The sequence below is a fragment of the Streptomyces sp. NPDC015139 genome (genome assembly GCF_043079785.1).
GTDB classification, from domain to species: domain Bacteria; phylum Actinomycetota; class Actinomycetes; order Streptomycetales; family Streptomycetaceae; genus Streptomyces; species Streptomyces albidocamelliae.
Genome location: NZ_JBIBUW010000003.1, coordinates 122,222 through 140,293, shown reverse-complemented (window position 1 = coordinate 140,293; position 18,072 = coordinate 122,222). Strand labels below are relative to the sequence as shown.

Below are 18,072 nucleotides of genomic sequence, written 5' to 3'. Positions count from 1 at the left end.
AGGAACGGGAAGATAACGAAACCTACCGCTCCACAGGTAGCGGCTGCAGGATGGGAGGCACCCGACGGACTTCAGCGAGGAGGCACCGCCGTGACGGAGAGGGACGAGCGACGAGCGGACCAGGCCCGGGAGACGGTCGTGGAGGCGGCGCTGCGGCGGCTCGACCTCGACACCAAGACCCGGCTGCTGGCCGGCCAGGACACGTGGACCCTGCCCGCCGTGCCCGGGATCGGCCTGGAGTCCCTGGTCATGTCGGACGGCCCGATCGGGGTCCGGGGGGTGCGCTGGACGGCCGACGACCCCTCCGTCGCGCTGCCCTCGCCGACCGCGCTCGCCGCCTCCTGGGATCCGGAACTCGCCCACCGGGCCGGCGTGCTGCTCGCCCAGGAGGCCCGCCGCAAGGGCGTCCACGTGCTGCTCGCGCCCACGGTCAACCTGCACCGCTCCCCGCTCGGCGGCCGGCACTTCGAGTGCTACAGCGAGGACCCCTACCTGACCGGCCGGATCGGCACCGGCTACGTCACCGGCGTCCAGTCCGGCGGCGTCGGCACCACGGTCAAGCACTTCGTCGGCAACGACGCCGAGACGGACCGCTTCACCGTGAACAACCTGATCCCCGAACGCGTCCTGCGCGAGCTGTACCTGGCCCCCTTCGAGGCCATCGTGGAGAACGCCCGCCCCTGGGGCGTCATGACCGCCTACAACTCGGTCAACGGCACGACGATGACCGAGCACCGCCACCTGGTCGGTGACGTCCTGCGCGGCGAATGGGGCTTCGACGGCTGCAACGTCTCCGACTGGACGGCGGCCCGCGACACGGTCGGCGCTATCGAGGGCGGCCTGGACGTCGCCATGCCCGGCCCCCGGACCGTCTACGGCGAGGCCCTCGCCCGGGCCGTACGGGACGGCAGGGTCGCCGAGGCCACCGTCGACGCGGCCGTCCGCCGGGTACTGCGCCTCGCCGCCCGCGTGGGCATCCTGCGGGGCGCCGAACCGGTCGTCACCGAGCCGCCCGCGCCGGTCGACGGCGAGGCCCTGGCCCGCGAGATCGCCCGCCGCTCCTTCGTCCTCGTCCGCAACGAGCGCGGCGCGCTCCCGCTGAGGGCGGGCACGGTGGCCCTGATCGGCGCCGCCGCCCGCGACGCCCGCATCCTCGGCGGCGGCTCCGCCACCGTCTTCCCGGCCCGCGTCGTCTCCCCGCTCGACGGCCTCACCGCCGCCCTCCCCGAGGGCACCCTCGGCTACGCCGTCGGAGCCGACCCCGCCACCGAACTCGCCGTGGCCGAACGCGGCTTCGCCCTGCGCGCCGTCTGCCGGGACACGGACGGCACCGTCATCGGCACCCGCTCCGCACCCGGCGGCCTGATCCAGTGGATGGGCTCCGACCTCCCCGACGGCGTCACCCACGACCGCCTCCACAGCATCGAGCTGACCGGCACCTTCACCCCGCGCGAGTCCGGGCCGCACACCTTCGGCATCAAGGGCGTCGGCGGTTTCACCCTCGCCGTGGACGGCACCACGTACTACGACGACGTCCAGCGCCCCGACGAGGACGCCCCCTTCGAGGCACTCTTCGGCGCACCCGTGCCGCGCGCCCAGGTGGAACTCACCGCGGGCGAACCGGTCGACGTCTCCCTCACCCATGCCGTCCGGCTGCCCGACGGCCTCCCCGTGAAGGTCGTCGCTTTCGCGTTCGCCCACGCCGGGCCGCAGCGCGACCCCGACGAGCTGATCGCCGAGGCCGTCGAGGCCGCCCACGACGCCGACACGGCCGTGGTCGTGGTCGCCACCACCGACCGCGTGGAGTCCGAGGGCTTCGACCGCACCGACCTGCGGCTGCCCGGCCGCCAGGACGACCTGGTCCGCGCCGTCGCCGCCGCCAACCCGAACACCGTCGTCGTCGTGAACTCCGGCTCCCCGGTGGAACTGCCCTGGCGCGACGAGGTCGCCGCCGTCCTGCTCGGCTGGTTCCCCGGCCAGGAGGGCGGCGCCGCCCTCGCGGACGTCCTCACCGGCGCCCACGAGCCCTGCGGCCGGCTCCCCACCACCTGGGGCGCCCTCGCCGACGCCCCGGTCACCCAGGTCGTCCCGGCCGGCGGCGAACTGCCGTACACCGAAGGAGTCCTCATCGGCCACCGCGCCTGGGAGAAGGCGGGCCGCACCCCGGCGTACCCCTTCGGCCACGGCCTCGGCTACACCGACTGGACCTACGAGGCCCTCGACGTCGAGGGCACCACGGCCCGCGTCCGCGTCCGCAACACCGGCGAGCGGCCCGGCCGGGAGGTCGTCCAGATCTACCTGTCTCCGGCCGAGCCCGACCCCGGACGCCCGGCCCGCTGGCTGGCCGGCTTCGCCGCCGCCGAGGCCGGCCCCGGTGAGAGTGTCGAAGTGACCGTGGGACTTCCGCGCCGTACCTTCGAGGTCTGGGACGACACGGCGAAGTCGTGGGCGTTTGTGAAGGGTTCGTACGAGATCGCCGTCGGACGCTCCGCCGGCGACCACAGGCTCTCCGCGCCGATTAACGTCTGATCCGGGACAAGTCCCCCACGAGCAGCCCCGGTCCGGGACCTGACCCCCGGACCGGGGCTCGTCGCTTTCGCGGACGGCGCCTCAGCGCGCCGAGAAGCCGTACACCGTCTCCGAGTGGAAGACCTCGCCCGGCCGCAGCACGGTGCTCGGGAAGTCCGGGCGGTTCGGGGAGTCGGGGAAGTGCTGGGTCTCCAGGGCGATGCCGTCGCCCGGCGCGAACGGGTCCGACAGATGGTCGCCCGTGTAGAGCTGGAGGCCCGGCTCGGTCGTCGCCACCGTCAGGGTCCGCCCCGAGGCCGGGTCGTGCAGCTCGGCGACCTCATGCGGCGCCCGGGTGACCCCCTTGTCCAGGACGAAGTTGTGGTCGTAGCCCGAGCCGACCTCGCGGGCCTCGCGGAAGTCGAAGCGGGAACCGGCCACGTCCTGCGACGGCCCGGCCGGGATCAGGTCGGCGTCGACCGGGGTGTACCGGGAAGCGGCGAGCCGCAGCTGGTGGTCGCCCGCGTGGCCCGTGTAGTGGCCCGCCAGGTTGAAGTAGCTGTGGTTGGTCGGATTGACCACCGTCGGCGCGTCCGTCACCGCCCCGTAGGCGATGTGCAGCGCACCGGACGCGTCGAGGGTGTACGTCGCCGACATCTCCAGGCGCCCCGGGAAGCCCTCCTCGCCGTGCGCGCTCACCCGGCTCAGCCGCACCCCGTCCGCCACCGGCTCCGCGTCCCACACCCGCTTGTCGAAGCCGTGGCTCCCGCCGTGCAGGCAGTTCGGGCCGTCGTTCGCCTCCAGCGCGTGGGCCCGGCCGTCCAGCTCGAAGCGGGCGCCCGCGATCCGGTTGGCGTACCGGCCGACCAGGGCCCCGAGGAACGGATCCGGATGCCCGACGTAGCCGTCCAGGTCGGCGAACCCCAGCACCACGTCCGCCGTGCGCCCCGCCCGGTCGGGGATCTCGACCGACCGCACGATCCCGCCGTAGGTCAGGACCTCCACACGTGTCCCGGCGCGCTCCAGCGTCCAGCGGTGAACCTCGGTGCCGTCGGAAAGTGTGCCGAATAGTTCGCTCATGTGGAAAACAGTAGGCGACCGGCGGCTAACCGACCGGACGCGATGCCGTGATCGTCCGATAGGCGATCGACGCCAGCCGGGCCTGGCCGTCCTTGCTGGGGTGGAACCAGTCCCAGTGGCTGAGCTGATCGGTGCCGAAGTCGTAGTCGTAGACCGCGTTGCCGTCGAAACGGCAGCGGCGGTCCTTCGCGCAGACCTCCTTCAGCACCCGGTTGTACTCCACCACCCGCTGCTGCACCCGGTCCCGGCGCAGGGTCGCCGCGCTGGTCAGATCGTCCGCGTCGGCCAGCATCGACGGGCAGATGCCCAGCTGCCACACCTGCTTGCCCAGCGGATTGACCCGGCCCTCGGACCACAGCCGCTTCAGGTTCGGCACGCTCGCCACGTACACCTGCGCCTTCGGCAGCACCGAACGCAGCGTGCCCAGGGCCTCCTCGAAGTCCGCGCGGAATCCGGCCACCGGGGTCATCGCCGACGCCGACGCCCGGCAGGCGTCGTTCGCGCCCACCATCACCGTCACCAGGTCCGGGCCGCGCCCCGCCGCCTGGGCCATCTGCTCGGGCAGGTCGGCCATCCGGGCACCGGTCACCGCGTAGTTCCAGCTGCGCTCCGCCGCCCCGGTCACCCCGAGCAGCCGCACCGCCAGGCTGTCCACCTTGGCGTCGCTGCCCGTCGCCCACGACACCTCGGGGCAGTCCGACAGCACCGTGCACGCGTCGAAGCCGCGCGTGATGGAGTCGCCGACCGCGGCGATCGAGTCCGGGCTGCGGTCCCACACCGGGGCCGGATTCGCGGCCCGGGCCTTCGTGCGCTCGGCGGCCGGCGCGCCCCCGCCGCCCGCGTCGCATCCGGCGAGGCCGAGCACGGCGGCCGCCACGACCGCGAGTGCCGCCCGCGTACGGCCGCTTCGCTTCCGCATCCCCTGGTGATCCCCTCGTCGTGGTCCCGGCGCCCGGTGCTTCCTCGGACTTCGCCCGGTGCTTCCTCCCATAACAACGTGCGGGGGTTCCCGGCCGGGCGCGCGGGAACGGAGCACCCCCGTACAAGCGTCCCCCTGGGTGAATGGCGGGGGTTTCCTGGCACCGGGACCGACGGTACGTCACACTCCTTGCGCCGCCGCAGGGTAGCCTCGCCATCAACGCGGCCGTCGCGCCACAGCCGCCCAGCCAGTCCGCAAGATGTCCCGCTCTGCCCGGAGGTTCCGGTGACGACACGTGGAGTTCTGTACGTGCACTCCGCGCCGCGCGCGCTGTGCCCGCACGTCGAGTGGGCCGTCGCCGGGGTGCTCGGCACGCGCGTCGGCCTCGACTGGATCCGGCAGCCCGCGGCCCCCGGAACCTGGCGCTCGGAGTTCTCCTGGCAGGGCGAGGCCGGCACGGCCTCCAAGCTCGCCTCGGCGCTGCGCGGCTGGCACCTGCTGCGCTTCGAGGTGACCGCCGAGCCCTGCGCGACCGCCGAGGGCGAGCGCTACAGCTGCACCCCCGACCTCGGCATCTACCACGCCGTCACCGGCATCCACGGCGACATCCTCATCCCCGAGGACCGCCTGCGCGCGGCGCTCACCCGCTCCCAGCGCGGCGAGACGGACCTGGAGGCGGAGATCGCCAAGCTCCTCGGCAAGCCGTGGGACGACGAACTGGAGCCCTTCCGCTACGCGGGCGAGGGAGCTCCGGTGCGGTGGCTGCACCAGGTGGTGTGAGCACCGCACCCCCCGGATCCGACGAAAGGGCCCCCACCAGCCGGTGGGGGCCCTTCGCGTGGGTCCGTCAGATGGTCCGGAACGCCAGGACCACGTTGTGACCGCCGAAGCCGAAGGAGTCGTTCAGCGCGGCGATACGGCCCTCGGGGAGGGTCCGCGGCTCACCGACGACCACGTCCGCGTTGACCTCGGCGTCGAGCTCGCGCACGTTGATGGTCGGCGGAGCCGTACGGTTCACCAGCGCCAGGATCGACGCGACGGTCTCGATACCGCCGGCACCACCGAGCAGGTGACCCGTCATCGACTTGGTCGCCGAGATGGCCATGTGGTCGACGTCGTCGCCGAACACCTTGCGCAGCGCCTTGATCTCCGCGACGTCGCCCTGCGGCGTCGACGTGGCGTGCGCGTTCACGTGCACGATCTCGGCCGGCTTCAGGTCCGTGTTGTCCAGCAGGTTCTGCAGCGCGTGCGCGATGCCGTTGCCGGACGGCTCCGGCTGCGTGATGTGGTGGCTGTCCGCGGAGATGCCCTGTCCGACGGCCTCGGCGTAGATCCGCGCGCCGCGGGCCTTCGCGTGCTCCTCGGACTCCAGCACGATCACACCGGCGCCCTCGCCGAGCACGAAGCCGTCACGGCCGGAGTCGTAGGGACGGGACGCGCCCTGCGGGTCGTCGTTGTTCTTGGACATCGCCATCATGTTGCCGAACGCGGCGATGGGCAGCGGGTGGATGGCGGCCTCGGTACCACCGGCCACGACCACGTCCGCACGCCCGGTGCGGATCATCTCGATCGCGTACCCGATGGCCTCCGCGCCCGAGGCGCAGGCCGAGACGGGGGTGTGCACACCGGCCCGGGCACCCAGCTCGATCCCGACGTTGGCCGCCGGGGAGTTGGGCATCAGCATCGGCACGGTGTGCGGGGAGACGCGGCGTACGCCCTTCTCCTTGAGCACGTCGTACTGGTCCAGGAGGGTCGTCACGCCACCGATGCCGGAGGCGATGACCGCACCGAGGCGGTCGGGGTTCACCGAGGAGTCCTCACCGGCCCTGGCGGTGAAGCCGGCGTCCTTCCAGGCCTCCTGGGCGGCGATCAGCGCGAACTGCGCGGACCGGTCCAGCTTGCGGGCCTGCGGGCGGGGGATGATCTCGCCCGGCTCGACGGCGATCTGCGCGGCGATGCGGACGGGCAGTTCGGCCGCCCACTCCTGCTTCAGGAGGCTGACGCCGGACTTGCCGGCGAGCAGACCCTCCCAGGTGGAAGCTGCGTCGCCACCCAGCGGTGTGGTTGCGCCGATACCGGTGACGACCACGGTGCGATTGGTCGGGCTCACGGGAATTCTTTCTCCAACGGATGCGGGATTCTACGGCGCCACCGCCGGGTGGCGGGGCCTTGCAGCCTGGGGCCTAGAGGGTGGCTCAGGCCTGGTGCTTGAGGATGTAGTCGGTCGCGTCGCCGACCGTCTTGAGGTTCTTGACGTCCTCGTCCGGGATCTTCACGTCGAAGCGCTCCTCGGCGGCGACGACGACCTCGACCATGGACAGCGAGTCGACGTCCAGGTCGTCGGTGAAGGACTTGTCCAGCTGGACGTCCTCGGTGGGGATCCCGGCGATCTCGTTCACGATCTCGGCGAGACCGGCGACGATCTCTTCCTGAGTGGCGGCCATGTCAGGCGCTCCTTCTTGATATTCCAGACGGTTTTACGGCGTCCGCCGCTACAGCGGCGGATGGTGCTGCTCCCGCACCGGATCGCAGGATCCGGCACGGAGTGCCTAGGGGAGGGTAACGACCGTGGCGGCGTAGACGAGACCCGCCCCGAATCCGATGACGAGCGCGGTGTCGCCACTCTTCGCCTCCCCGGTCGCCAGGAGCCGCTCCATCGCGAGCGGGATCGAGGCGGCCGAGGTGTTGCCGGTGGTGCGGATGTCACGGGCGACCGTGACGTGCTCCGGCAGCTTCAGCGTCTTCACCATCGAGTCGATGATCCGCACGTTGGCCTGGTGCGGGATGAAGACGTCGAGGTCGTCCGGGTTGATTCCGGCCGCGTCCAGCGCCTGCTGGGCGACCTTCGCCATCTCGAACACGGCCCAGCGGAACACCGCCTGGCCCTCCTGCGTGATCGCAGGGAACTTGACGTTGCCCTCGCTGTCGAGCGGCAGTTCGGTGAGGTCGCCGATCCGGAACCGGTCCCAGGGGACGGTCTGCTTGATCGTGCCGGACTTGTCGCCCTCCGAGCCCCACACGGTCGGGCCGATGGCCGGCTCCTGCGAGGGTCCGACGACGACCGCGCCGGCGCCGTCGCCGAACAGGAAGGCCGTGGCCCGGTCCTCCAGGTCGGTCAGGTCGCTCAGCCGCTCCACACCGATCACGAGCACGTACTCGGCGGAACCTTCCACCACCATGCCCTTGGCGAGGGTCAGGCCGTAGCCGAAGCCCGCGCAGCCGGCCGAGATGTCGAAGGCGGCGGCCTTGTCGGTGCCCAGCTTGTCGGCGATCTCGGTGGCGACGGCGGGGGTCTGGCTGAAGTGCGAGACGGTCGAGACGACCACGGCGCCGATCTGCTCGGCGTCGATGCCCGCGTCGGCGATCGCCTTGCCGGCGGCCTCGACGGACATCGCGGCGACCGTCTCCTCGGGACCCGCCCAGTGCCGGGTCTCGATGCCGGAACGCGAGCGGATCCACTCGTCGGACGAGTCGATCTTCTCGAGGATCACGTCGTTGGGCACGACGCGGGTCGGCCGGTAGCCGCCGACGCCGAGGATGCGCGCGTACGGGGCACCCTTGCTGGGCTTGATCTTCGCCATGTACGGCTCCTTAGGCCCCTGCGTGCTCGGCAATGAGCTCGCGGGCCGCGTCGAGGTCGTCGGGGGTCTTGAGGGCCAGCGTCTTCACGCCGGGCAGGGCGCGCTTGGCCAGGCCGGTCAGGGTGCCGCCCGGGCACACCTCGATGAGCGCGGTGACGCCCAGCTCCTTGAAGGTCTCCATGCACAGGTCCCAGCGCACGGGGTTGGCGACCTGGCCGACGAGCCGCTCCAGCACCTCGGCGCCGTTCGCGACGGTCCGGCCGTCCTTGTTCGAGACGTAGGGGACCTTCGGGTCGGCGGGCGCGAGCTCCGCGGCGGCCTTGGCCAGGGTCTCGACGGCCGGGGCCATGTGGCGCGTGTGGAAGGCACCGGCGACCTTCAGCGGGACGACCTTGCGGACACCCTCGGGCTTGTCCTCGTTCAGCGCGGCCAGCTGCTCCAGCGTGCCGGCGGCGACGATCTGGCCCGCGCCGTTGATGTTCGCCGGGGTCAGGCCCAGCCTCTCCAGGTGCGCGACGGACGTCTCCGGGTCGCCGCCGAGCAGCGCCGACATGCCGGTCTCGGTGATCGCGGCGGCGTCGGCCATGGCCAGGCCCCGCTTGCGGACGAGAGCGAGCGCGGCGGTGTCGTCCAGGACCCCGGCGAAGGCGGCGGCGGTGATCTCGCCGACACTGTGGCCGGCGACGGCACCCGGGGCGATCTCGGAGGTGTCACCGAGTGCCGCGGCGGACAGCAGTCCGGCGGCGACGAGCAGCGGCTGGGCCACCGCGGTGTCGCGGATGGCGTCGGCGTCGGCCTGGGTGCCGTAGTGGACCAGGTCCAGTCCGATGACGTCGGACCACGCGGCGACGCGGTCGGCGGCACCGGGGAGGTCGAGCCAGGGAGTCAGGAAGCCGGGCGTCTGGGCGCCCTGGCCGGGAGCGACGAGTACGAGCACTCTCACACTCTCTCTTGGGGACGGCCACGGCCGCCCGTGGGGACAGGGACGAAGAACACGGGGGGCTTTTGTGGGCCCCCCACAAAACCCTATGCCGGGGCTTCACCATCGGCCAGACGCCCCAGGATGAGCGCGATCCGCAGTGTGAACGCGGATCGTACATCCGATGGCGACCAGCCGGTGACATCAGTCACACGTCGGAGCCGGTAGCGCACGGTGTTCGGGTGAACGAAGAGCATGCGGGCCGCGCCTTCCAGGCTGCTCGCCTGCTCCAGGTAGACACTCAACGTTTCGAGGAGCGCCGAGCCCGCTTCCTCCAGTGGTCTGTAGATCTCCTCCACCAGCTGCTCTCGGGCGCCCGGATCGCCTGCGATCGCCCGCTCCGGCAGCAGATCGTCCGCCAGAACCGGCCTCGGGGCGTCCTGCCAGGCGGAACACGCCTTCAGGCCCGCGGCGGCGGCCTGCGCGGACCGCGTGGCGGCCAGCAGATCGGGGACGACGGGCCCCGCGACGACCGGTCCCGCTGCGAACGGCCCGATCAGCGACTTGGCGACCGCGAGCGGATTGTCGCTGCCGCCGGCGATGACGACGAGCCGCGCCCCCAGGACCCCGGTGAGCACCTGCAGCTTGGCGTGCCGGGCGGCCCGCCGGATCGCCTCGACGGTCAGCTCGCTGTCCCCGTCGGGCGCGGTGCCGAGCACCACGCACACGTGCTCCGGCGAGTTCCAGCCGAGCGCCGCGGCCCGGCTGACGGCGCCCTCGTCGGCCTCGCCGCTGAGCACCGCGTTCACCACGAGCGACTCCAGCCGCGCGTCCCAGGCACCGCGTGCCTCGGCGGCCTGCGCGTACACCTGGGCGGTGGCGAAGGCGATCTCCCGGGCGTACACGAGCAGCGCCTCGCGCAGCACGCTCTCGTCGCCCGGCGCGGCCACCTCCTCGATGGCGCTCTCCATGACCTCGATGGTGGTCCGCACCATCTCCACGGTCTGCCGCAGCGTGATCGCCCGCGTCAGCTCGCGCGGCGCGGTGCCGAAGACGTCGGTCGAGATCGCCTGCGGGGCGTCCGGGTGCCGGAACCACTCCGTGAAGGCCGCGATGCCCGCCTGCGCCACGAGCCCGATCCAGGAACGGTTCTCCGGGGGCATGGCCCGGTACCACGACAGGGTCTCGTCCATGCGCGCGATGGCCTGCGCCGCGAGACTCCCGGAGGACTTCTCCAGCCGCTTCAGGGTCGCGGCGTGCGGATGGACGCCGTGTGCTGCGGGATCGCTGCTGTGGGATTCGGGTTCGGGCACGGGGACAAGACTGCCTTATCCGGACGCCGGGGTGCGCTGCCGGGTCATGGTTGCCCGTACCGGGACCTTCGCGGCGGCGACTACCGTGGTGTCCGTGATGGACGTTCGGCGCGCCGGTGAGCGCTACCGCGGAGGGGACCCCGGGGCGGGGATCGACTCCCACCACGCCTTCTCCTTCGGCCCGCACTACGACCCGGACAATCTGCGCTTCGGCGCGATGATCGCCTGCAACGAGGAGCGGCTGGCGCCGGGGGCGGGTTTCGACGAACACCCGCACAGCCACACCGAGATCGTGACCTGGGTGGTCGAGGGCGAACTGACCCACCGCGACTCCGCCGGGCACGAGACGACGGTGCGCCCCGGCGACGTCCAGCACCTCAGCTCGGCGGCGGGCGTCCGGCACGTGGAACGCAACGACGGCGCCGGCCCGCTCACCTTCGTCCAGACCTGGCTGGCCCCGTCGGCCCCGGGCGGCGCCCCCGCCTACGAACTGGTCCCCGGCATCGCCGACTCCACGCCGTACGCCGTCGCCGGGGCCGCCGCCCTGCTGCACGTGCGCCGCCTGGCACCGGGGGAGCGGGCCGCCGTACCGGACGCCGCGTACGTGTACGCGCACGTGGTGCGCGGGGACGTACGGCTCGCGGGCGAGGAACTGCGCCCCGGCGACGCGGCGCGGATCACCGGGGCGAAGGGCCTGGAGGTGGCGGGGGTCACAGCGGCGGAAGTGCTGCTGTGGGAGCTGTCGCGGTGAGCCCCGCCGCGCCCGCTCATTCCTTGGTGGACGGCTCCTCGGCGTTGCGCCACACCGTGACGTCCACCGTCATGTAGTCGCCCAGGTCGGACTTGGGGGCGGTGCCCTGGAAGGTGACCAGGGCGATGTGCCCGGAGGTGGTGTGCACGCACAGCTGCGAACCCCGGGACAGCTGCGAGAGCTTGGCCTGCTCGGCGTACCGGGTCTCGGTCCGGCAGGTGTCGAGCGAGCCCTGCTGCGCGTTGTTCAGCAGGACGATCTTCTTGCCGCTGCTGCCGAGGACCTTCTCGTCGTCGAAGCTGCCGCTCTCGTAGAACAGGTCGGCGTCGTCGACGTACCGGGCGCCGACGTCGTCGTAGAGCGGCTTGGGCGGCGAGTCCGCGAACCGCACGTAGTAGTTCATCGGGATGTCGATGCCCTTGAAGCTGATCGGCTCGGGGTCGGGCCGGGCCGAGGAACCGACCGCCGAGCCGGAGTCCGAGCCGGAGCCGGAACCCGAGCCGGAGTCCGTGCCGGGGGTCGCGTCCGGTGAGGCGCCGGAGTGCGCGGCCGAGCCCTTCGCGGAGCTGTCGGCGGCCTTGTCCTTCGTGTCCTTGCCCATCTGGGTCAGGTACACGGCTGCGCCACCGCCGACCAGCACCGCCGCCACGACGACCGCGGCAATCACTCCGAGCCGTCCCTTGCGCTTCGGCTTCGGACGCGGACCCGGCTGCGGCTGGGCCCCGGGCCACGGAGCGGCCGGTCCGGCCGCGGCCGGCGGGCCGTACGACTGCGGGGGCACCGTGGTGTGCTGCGCCGGGGTGTGGTGCGCGGCCGCGGGCGGCGGGGTGGGGGAGGCGGCGGCAGGCACCGGCGTGTGCTGCGCGGGCGTCGGCGGCGGGGTGTGCGGTGCGGTGGCCGGCGGGGCGGGGCTGGCGGACACCGTCGGCATGGCGTGCGGGGCCGGCTGGTCGGCGTGGGTCACCGGAGCGGTCGGCGGCGGCGCCGGCACCGCAGCGGTGGGCGTGCCCGTGGGCGGGGTGGCCGGCGGTGCCGGCATCGCGGTGTCGGGCCGAGTCACCGGTGCGGTCGCGGGGAGCGGCGGCACCCCCGCGGCCGGCTGGGTCACCGGCGCGGTCGCGGGCGGGGCCTGGGTGGGGGCGGCGGGCTGGGCCGCCAGCGCGGCGGACGCCGAGACCCGCCGGGTGATCTGCGTGCCGATGGCCGCAGGCAGCCACTCCCCGGACTGGCGCAGTCCGCCCGGGGACGCCTCCTGGCACAGCGTGATGATCTCCGCCGGGGACGGCCGGTCCGCCGGGTCCTTCGCCAGGCAGCGGGCGATGAACCCGAGGGCGTCCGGGAGGCCGCCGAGGTCCGGCTCCTCGTGGACGATCCGGTACAGCACGGCGTGCGAGGGCCCGTCGCCGTAGGCGCCGGAGCCGCGGGCCGCGAACGCGGCGACCTGGCCGAGCGCGAACACGTCCGAGGCGGGGGTGATCTCCCGCCCGGCGGCCTGCTCGGGCGACATGAAGGCGGGGGTGCCGACGGAGACGCCGGTGCCGGTGAGCGCGGTGGCGTCGGTGGCCCGCGCGATGCCGAAGTCGATGACCCGGGGGCCGTCCCCGGCGAGCAGCACGTTGGACGGCTTCAGGTCACGGTGCACGATGCCCGCGGCGTGGATGACCGACAGCGCCTCGGCGACACCCGCGACGAGCAGGAGCAGGGTGGGCACGGGGAGCGGGCCGTGCTCGGTGACGGCCGCCGCCAGCGAGGGGCCCGGCACGTAGGCGGTGGCCAGCCAGGGCCGCTCGCCCTCGGTGTCGTAGTCGATGACCGGCGCGGTGTACAGGCCCTGGACGCGCTGCGCGGCCTGGACCTCCTGCCGGAACCTGCGGCGGAACTCGGGGTGCTCGCTCAGCTCCGGCCGGATCGTCTTGAGGGCGATCGGGTGCCCGCCCGGGGTGTACGACAGGTACACCGTGCCCATGCCGCCGGATCCGAGGCGTGCCGCGAGCCGGTAGGCCGCCACCGCCTGTGGGTCACCGCTCTCCAACGGCCGGAACTGGCCGTCCGTCTGCACGCCGCCCATCACTTACCCCCGATGCCCTGTGCCGGTAATTCGCTTGTGCACGGGGGAGGTTAGCGGACACCGATCAGTGCGCGCCGCGTGTCTCGCCAAGGACCGCGTCCGTGAACACCGGCCACACCTCGACGGCCCAGGGTCCGAACGCCCGGTCCGTCAGGGCGACGGCGGCCAGCCCGGCGTCGGGGTCGAGCCACAGGAACGTACCGGACTGCCCGAAGTGGCCGAAGGTCCGCGGCGAGGAGGAACCGCCGGTCCAGTGCGGGGACTTGCCGTCGCGGATCTCGAAACCGAGCCCCCAGTCGTTGGGGTTCTGGTGCCCGTACCCCGGCAGCACGCCCTTGGTGCCCGGGTACTGCACGGTCATCGCGTCCGCGACCGTGCGGGGGTCCAGCAGCCGCGGCGTCTGCACCTCCGCCGCGAACCGCAGCAGGTCCTCGACCGTCGAGACGCCGTCCCGGGCCGGGGACCCCTCCAGCGAGGTGGCCGTCATCCCCAGAGGCTCCAGCACGGCCTGCCGCAGGTACTCCGCGAACGGGATGTCCGTCGCCTTGGCGATGTGGTCCCCCAGCTGCTCGAACCCGGCGTTGGAGTACAGCCGCCGCTCCCCGGGCGGGGCGGTCACCCGGTGCTCGTCGAAGGCAAGACCGGAGGTGTGCGCGAGCAGATGCCGGACCGTGGACCCGGGCGGGCCGGCCGGCTCGTCCAGCTCGACCGCCCCCTCCTCGTACGCGACCAGCGCCGCGTAGGCGGCCAGCGGCTTGGTGACCGAGGCGAGCGGGAAGCGGTGTCCGACGGGTCCGTGGGTGCCGAGGACGGTCCCGTCGGCTCGTACGACGCCCGCCGCGGCGGTGGGGACGGGCCAGTTCTCGATCAGCGCCAGGCTCTGCAACGACATGCCGCCGAGCCTATGCGGCTCACAGCTCCAGCCGCATCGAGGGGTCGGGCTTGCGCACGAAGCCGAGCGAGGCGTACAGCGGCTCGGCCGCGGCGGAGGCGTTGAGGTCGACCTGCCGGGCCCCGCGCACCCGGAACCACTCCAGAAGTTCCTCCATGCACGCGCGCGCGTGGCCGCGCCGGCGGGCGTCCGGGTCGGTGGCGACGCTGAAGACGTGGCCGACCCGCCCGTGCGGATTGCCGGTCCGCCCGATGCGGTACTCCAGTGCCCCGGCCGCCAGCGCGGCCAGCGTCCCGGGCCGGCCGGGACGCTCGACGACGAAGGCGGCGAAGTCCCCGTCCGCGTCGGCGAGCCGGCTCCGCAGCGTCGGCAGGGACTCCGCGTGCCAGTCGGTCGGACCGCCTCCCGGCGCGAACATCGAATCGATCATCACCTGCCGCAGACGCAGGACCTCGGCGGCGTCCTCGGGCAGGGCCCGTCGTACGAGACTCATGGGACGCACGCTAATCACCGGCTCCCGCGTCCGTCCCGTGGATTTCTTACCCGGGTCCGCTTGCTTGGAGTGCACTCGAAGGTCATAGCGTGGGGGCATGACGGTGATGCAGACCACGCCAGCGGACACCGCGCCCACCGACCCCGTCGACATCTGCGCCGCCCCGCCCCGGCGCCATCCACGCCCCGACGGCCAGGACCGCTACACGATCAGCGAGGTCGTCGCGTTCACCGGCCTCACCGCGCACACCCTGCGCTGGTACGAGCGGATCGGCCTGATGCCGCACGTCGACCGCTCGCACACCGGCCAGCGCCGCTACAGCAACCGCGACCTGGACTGGCTGGACTTCGTGGGCAAACTGCGGCTGACCGGCATGCCGGTGGCGGACATGGTCCGCTACGCGGAACTGGTGCGGGAGGGCGAGAGCACGTACGCGGAGCGGCGGGAGCTGCTGGAGTCGACCCGCACGGACGTGCTGGCCCGGATCGCGGAACTGCACGACACCCTCGGGGTCCTGGACCGGAAGATCAGCTTCTACGCCACGGAGACGCCGGCACCGGACACCCTGCGCCCCACGGCCGACACCCTGCGCCCCGCGGCCGACGGCCGCTAGAGCTCGGCCAGCAGCTCGGCCTTCTTCGACGAGAACTCCTCGTCCGTGACCAGCCCCGCCTGGTGCAGCTCCCCGAGGTGCCGGATCCGCTCGGCGATGTCGGCGGGGTCCCGGCGCGCCGGGACCGGCACCGCCGACGTCGGCCGGGTCCGGACCGCCGCCAGTACGGCCGCCGCGAACGGCAGCGACTCGTGCACCGGCCCGTACCCGAGCCCGAAGACCACCGAGGCCGGGTCCTGGTCGGGCTGGGACGGCCGCTCGGCGCCCGCCTCGCGCGGCAGCAGCCGCAGGTGCCCCTCGAAGACCTCCGGCGAGCGCCATTCCACCCCGCTCAGCCCGGCCACCGGGAAGCTCTGGTCGCCGGCCTTCCACTTCGCCGAGGAGGCACCGGTCCAGGACCAGCGGAACTGCACCGACGTGCCGTCGAAGGAGGCCTTGGCGTCGGCGGCCTTGAAGTGCAGCGGCGCCTCGGGCACCGCGACCAGGTGCCGCTCCACGGGGCCGGAACCGGTCAGCAGGCCCTTCACCTCGTCCGCGTAGTACTCGGCGAGGGTCTCCCGGTCGGCGGACAGCACGAGCCGGTACGGGTCGGAGCCCTCCTTGAGCTGGCCGGCGGCCGCCTCCATCAGCGGGTCGGCGCCGGCCCGGGGCACGAGGCGCAGGACGACGGTGCCGCGCCTGCCCGGCGTGAGCGTCACGTCCTCGACCGCGGACAGCGGGATGCGCCGTTCCCCGAGTGCCTGGAAGAGCCTGGGTGTTCGAATCCCCCGTTCGTAGCGGATGAGCACGGAGTCGGACTCGAACTCCCAGACGGCATGAAAACCCGCCAGTACGTCACCCATGCGGCTCATCGTATGCGGCACGTGCTCCTCCGTCGCCACCCGCGCAGACCGCACTTCCTGTTGTCTCTACGCGCGTCCGGCCGTCGTCGTGCCGGGCAGACCGGCCCGGCACGCATCGTTCTCATGGGCACACGTCACCGCGTCGTACGCCCCCACGCCGACGTCGGCGAGGTTGCGCAGGCTGTCCGTGCCCGGCTGGAAATAGCCGGCGTGCCCCTGCGCGTCCCGCGCGGACAGCACCCGCGCGCCGAACGCCGAGGACACCGGGTCGGCCCCGTGCCCGAGCCCGCCGAGCTCCAGGTACGGCACGTCCTGGATCCAGTCCGTGGCGTCCCGCATGGCCCACACCCGGGCCGTGGTGCCCAGCCGGTCCGCCCTGGTGACCCGCATGCCGGGGCTCGCGGCCACCGCTATGTCGGTCACCCGGCGCGGCATGTCGTGGGCGGCGACCCCGCAGACCACGGTGCCGTAGCTGTGGCAGACCATCGCCACCCGGGCGCGGCCCGGCAGCGCCCGCAGCAGGCCGTTCAGCCGCACGGCGCCCTCCTGGGCGCGCAGGCCGGTGGCCGCGTCCACACCGAGCCCGTCCGGCGCGGTGTAGTCGGCCCACGCGATCACGGCCGTACGCGTCGAGGGGCCGGCGTCGCGCTGGGCCGAGTAGAGCGCCTTGGCCATGCCGACCGGCGCCGTGTACCTGCGGTACGTCCGCTGGAAGGTGAGCAGGTCGGTGTCGACACCGGGGACGACGACCGAGACCCGCTGCGCCCGGTCGAGGTTCCCGAAGACCTCCGCGATCCGGCCCGAACCGGCGGGGTCGAACGCCAGGATGTGCCGGCCGCGGCTCAGCAGCGACTCGTAGCGGTGCATGCGGCGTCCCGCGTCCTGCTGACCGGCCGCACTGAGCCGGTTGTCGTGCATGCGCTTCTTCTCCACCTTGCGGGCCTGGTCCAGCGCGATGTGGTTGGCCTTGTAGCGCAGGCTGACGGGCGCGCCGTTCATGTTGCCCACCGCGAGCGGGTAGCGGTGGGCGAGCCGGTCGCGGTCCGCGGCGGACAGCGAGGCGAAGAACCGGCCGAGCCGTGCCGGGGCGGACTCCGGGTCCGGCAGCGGGAAGCCGTGCACACGACCGTGCTCCCACTTGGTGAGCGAGGCCTGCAGCGCGCCCGAGTCGCGGTGGCTGCGCATGGCGGTCCAGCCGGTGGTCGCGAGCATCACGAACACGACGGACAGCGCCAGCAGTGCGCGCCAGACGTTGAGTGGCGGGGAGGTGTCGAAGGAAGTCACTGGGAGGACACACTAGGAGAACGGGAGGGTCTCGGGGTAACCGAGTGACGGGGATCACGTTTCGGTGCGCACCGAACACTCGGCCGGTGATCTGCGGGGCGGTCGACGGGTCGATCTTCGGGGACGTCGGGCCAACGACCTCAGACCGTGCGCCAGTTCCCGGTCAGCGCGGAACCCACCTGATCGAGGTACGCCGCGGTGAGCGCGCGGATCGCCTCCAGGCTGAAGTCCCCGCCGGTGCTCCACTGCCGTTCGGTGACCCTTATCACCCCGCCGAACACGGCCACGGCCAGCCTCGGCCGCGGGTCGGCGTCCACGTCCACCCCCTCGCGCTCGGCCAGCACGCGCGCGATCGTCTCCTCGGTCGTGGCCGAGCGGCGCAGATGGGCGGCGAGCAGTGCGGGCGTGGACTCGATCGTCCGGTACATGCGCAGGTAGAGCTCGACGGGGACGGTCGACTCGACCGTCTCCCGGATGGCGTCCCAGCCCTCCAGGACCGCCTGCCGCAGCGCCTCCATCGGCGCCTCGTGCGCCGGACGCGCGCGTACGGCGGCCACGAAGTGCGCCTCCGTCATCGCCTGGACCGCGAACGCGGCGTCCTCCTTGCCGGCGAAGTACCGGAAGAAGGTGCGCTGCGAGACGTCGACGGCCTCCGCGATCTCGTCGACGGTCGTGTGCTCGTACCCGTGCGTGGTGAAGAGTTCGAGAGCGGCCCGCAGCAGCGCCTCCCGGGTACGCCGCTTCTTGCGCTCGCGCAGCGTCTCCATGGTCTCTCTTCCGTGAATTTCCGACCGGCTCGTCCCTTGTGC

General features: G+C 72.9%; 17 protein-coding genes. 4 read left to right on the top strand and 13 right to left on the bottom strand.

The window, feature by feature from the left end; genetic code table 11:
* Window positions 1-90 precede the first annotated feature (90 nt).
* The gene (locus ACF08B_RS09460; RefSeq protein WP_392316820.1) at window positions 91-2,529 is read left to right on the top strand and encodes a glycoside hydrolase family 3 protein; all 2,439 of its coding nucleotides are present in this window, start codon (window positions 91-93) and stop codon (window positions 2,527-2,529) included.
* Window positions 2,530-2,610: 81 nt separating this feature from the next.
* On the opposite strand, the gene ACF08B_RS09455 is transcribed toward ACF08B_RS09460, so the two are convergent.
* Both ACF08B_RS09455 and ACF08B_RS09450 read right to left on the bottom strand, forming a co-directional pair.
* Window positions 2,611-3,588 carry an aldose epimerase family protein gene (locus ACF08B_RS09455; protein ID WP_392316819.1) on the bottom strand — a complete coding sequence of 326 codons (978 nt, stop codon included), beginning with the start codon at window positions 3,586-3,588 and terminating at the stop codon, window positions 2,611-2,613.
* Between the two features lie 25 nt (window positions 3,589-3,613).
* A complete protein-coding gene (locus tag ACF08B_RS09450; protein ID WP_392316818.1) occupies window positions 3,614-4,507 on the bottom strand; it encodes an SGNH/GDSL hydrolase family protein in 894 nt (297 codons plus the stop codon).
* A gap of 285 nt (window positions 4,508-4,792) precedes the next feature.
* Here ACF08B_RS09450 and ACF08B_RS09445 point away from each other — a divergent pair, with 285 nt between their 5' ends.
* The gene (locus tag ACF08B_RS09445) at window positions 4,793-5,287 is read left to right on the top strand and encodes a DUF3145 domain-containing protein (RefSeq protein WP_073893621.1); all 495 of its coding nucleotides are present in this window, start codon (window positions 4,793-4,795) and stop codon (window positions 5,285-5,287) included.
* A 67-nt stretch (window positions 5,288-5,354) separates the two neighbouring features.
* Here the strand turns inward: ACF08B_RS09445 and fabF are convergent, their stop codons facing one another.
* From fabF to ACF08B_RS09420, 5 genes are all read right to left on the bottom strand, one after another.
* Window positions 5,355-6,617 (bottom strand): beta-ketoacyl-ACP synthase II, encoded by a 1,263-nt coding sequence (gene fabF, locus ACF08B_RS09440; protein WP_392316817.1) that lies wholly within the window; start codon window positions 6,615-6,617, stop codon window positions 5,355-5,357.
* 85 nt (window positions 6,618-6,702) lie between these two features.
* Window positions 6,703-6,951, bottom strand: coding sequence for an acyl carrier protein (locus ACF08B_RS09435; protein ID WP_018545314.1), 249 nt, complete (start codon window positions 6,949-6,951; stop codon window positions 6,703-6,705).
* Between the two features lie 105 nt (window positions 6,952-7,056).
* Window positions 7,057-8,088: a ketoacyl-ACP synthase III gene (locus ACF08B_RS09430; RefSeq protein WP_392316816.1), complete on the bottom strand. Its 1,032-nt coding sequence runs from the start codon at window positions 8,086-8,088 to the stop codon at window positions 7,057-7,059.
* A gap of 10 nt (window positions 8,089-8,098) precedes the next feature.
* Window positions 8,099-9,025, bottom strand: a complete 927-nt coding sequence (locus ACF08B_RS09425; RefSeq protein ID WP_392316815.1) for an ACP S-malonyltransferase — start codon at window positions 9,023-9,025, stop codon at window positions 8,099-8,101.
* Between the two features lie 89 nt (window positions 9,026-9,114).
* On the bottom strand, window positions 9,115-10,320 hold the full coding sequence (locus tag ACF08B_RS09420; RefSeq protein ID WP_392316814.1) for a PucR family transcriptional regulator: 1,206 nt from the start codon (window positions 10,318-10,320) through the stop codon (window positions 9,115-9,117).
* Window positions 10,321-10,417: 97 nt separating this feature from the next.
* On the opposite strand from ACF08B_RS09420, the gene ACF08B_RS09415 reads away from it, so the two are divergent.
* Window positions 10,418-11,071 (top strand): pirin family protein, encoded by a 654-nt coding sequence (locus ACF08B_RS09415; protein ID WP_392317276.1) that lies wholly within the window; start codon window positions 10,418-10,420, stop codon window positions 11,069-11,071.
* 16 nt (window positions 11,072-11,087) lie between these two features.
* Here the strand turns inward: ACF08B_RS09415 and ACF08B_RS09410 are convergent, their stop codons facing one another.
* From ACF08B_RS09410 to ACF08B_RS09400, 3 genes are all read right to left on the bottom strand, one after another.
* Entirely contained in the window at window positions 11,088-13,139 is a 2,052-nt protein-coding gene (locus ACF08B_RS09410; RefSeq protein ID WP_392316813.1) for a serine/threonine-protein kinase, read from the bottom strand.
* A gap of 64 nt (window positions 13,140-13,203) precedes the next feature.
* Complete coding sequence (locus tag ACF08B_RS09405) at window positions 13,204-14,031, bottom strand: serine hydrolase domain-containing protein (RefSeq protein WP_392316812.1); 828 nt, start codon at window positions 14,029-14,031, stop codon at window positions 13,204-13,206.
* A gap of 19 nt (window positions 14,032-14,050) precedes the next feature.
* Entirely contained in the window at window positions 14,051-14,524 is a 474-nt protein-coding gene (locus tag ACF08B_RS09400) for a GNAT family N-acetyltransferase (RefSeq protein ID WP_392316811.1), read from the bottom strand.
* A gap of 97 nt (window positions 14,525-14,621) precedes the next feature.
* On the opposite strand from ACF08B_RS09400, the gene ACF08B_RS09395 reads away from it, so the two are divergent.
* Window positions 14,622-15,137, top strand: a complete 516-nt coding sequence (locus tag ACF08B_RS09395; protein WP_392316810.1) for a MerR family transcriptional regulator — start codon at window positions 14,622-14,624, stop codon at window positions 15,135-15,137.
* Here the strand turns inward: ACF08B_RS09395 and ACF08B_RS09390 are convergent.
* The 3 genes from ACF08B_RS09390 to ACF08B_RS09380 all read right to left on the bottom strand — a co-directional run bounded on the left by ACF08B_RS09390 (window position 15,134) and on the right by ACF08B_RS09380 (window position 18,030).
* Window positions 15,134-15,979, bottom strand: coding sequence for a DUF4429 domain-containing protein (locus ACF08B_RS09390; RefSeq protein WP_392316809.1), 846 nt, complete (start codon window positions 15,977-15,979; stop codon window positions 15,134-15,136). The two genes, ACF08B_RS09395 and ACF08B_RS09390, sit on opposite strands and share 4 nt — an antisense overlap.
* A 66-nt stretch (window positions 15,980-16,045) precedes the next feature.
* The gene (locus tag ACF08B_RS09385; RefSeq protein ID WP_392316808.1) at window positions 16,046-17,263 is read right to left on the bottom strand and encodes an alpha/beta hydrolase; all 1,218 of its coding nucleotides are present in this window, start codon (window positions 17,261-17,263) and stop codon (window positions 16,046-16,048) included.
* 140 nt (window positions 17,264-17,403) lie between these two features.
* Entirely contained in the window at window positions 17,404-18,030 is a 627-nt protein-coding gene (locus tag ACF08B_RS09380; RefSeq protein WP_392316807.1) for a TetR family transcriptional regulator, read from the bottom strand.
* Between the last annotated feature and the right edge of the window lie 42 nt (window positions 18,031-18,072).

Coding starts and splice junctions, on each gene's coding strand:
- ACF08B_RS09455 (WP_392316819.1), bottom strand. CDS start 3,588: ATGAGCGAACTATTCGGCACACTTTCCGACGGCACCGAGGTTCACCGC.
- ACF08B_RS09415 (WP_392317276.1), top strand. CDS start 10,418: ATGGACGTTCGGCGCGCCGGTGAGCGCTACCGCGGAGGGGACCCCGGG.
- ACF08B_RS09380 (WP_392316807.1), bottom strand. CDS start 18,030: ATGGAGACGCTGCGCGAGCGCAAGAAGCGGCGTACCCGGGAGGCGCTG.
- ACF08B_RS09450 (WP_392316818.1), bottom strand. CDS start 4,507: ATGCGGAAGCGAAGCGGCCGTACGCGGGCGGCACTCGCGGTCGTGGCG.
- ACF08B_RS09395 (WP_392316810.1), top strand. CDS start 14,622: ATGACGGTGATGCAGACCACGCCAGCGGACACCGCGCCCACCGACCCC.
- ACF08B_RS09405 (WP_392316812.1), bottom strand. CDS start 14,031: ATGTCGTTGCAGAGCCTGGCGCTGATCGAGAACTGGCCCGTCCCCACC.
- ACF08B_RS09435 (WP_018545314.1), bottom strand. CDS start 6,951: ATGGCCGCCACTCAGGAAGAGATCGTCGCCGGTCTCGCCGAGATCGTG.
- ACF08B_RS09430 (WP_392316816.1), bottom strand. CDS start 8,088: ATGGCGAAGATCAAGCCCAGCAAGGGTGCCCCGTACGCGCGCATCCTC.
- ACF08B_RS09390 (WP_392316809.1), bottom strand. CDS start 15,979: ATGGGTGACGTACTGGCGGGTTTTCATGCCGTCTGGGAGTTCGAGTCC.
- ACF08B_RS09400 (WP_392316811.1), bottom strand. CDS start 14,524: ATGAGTCTCGTACGACGGGCCCTGCCCGAGGACGCCGCCGAGGTCCTG.
- ACF08B_RS09410 (WP_392316813.1), bottom strand. CDS start 13,139: ATGGGCGGCGTGCAGACGGACGGCCAGTTCCGGCCGTTGGAGAGCGGT.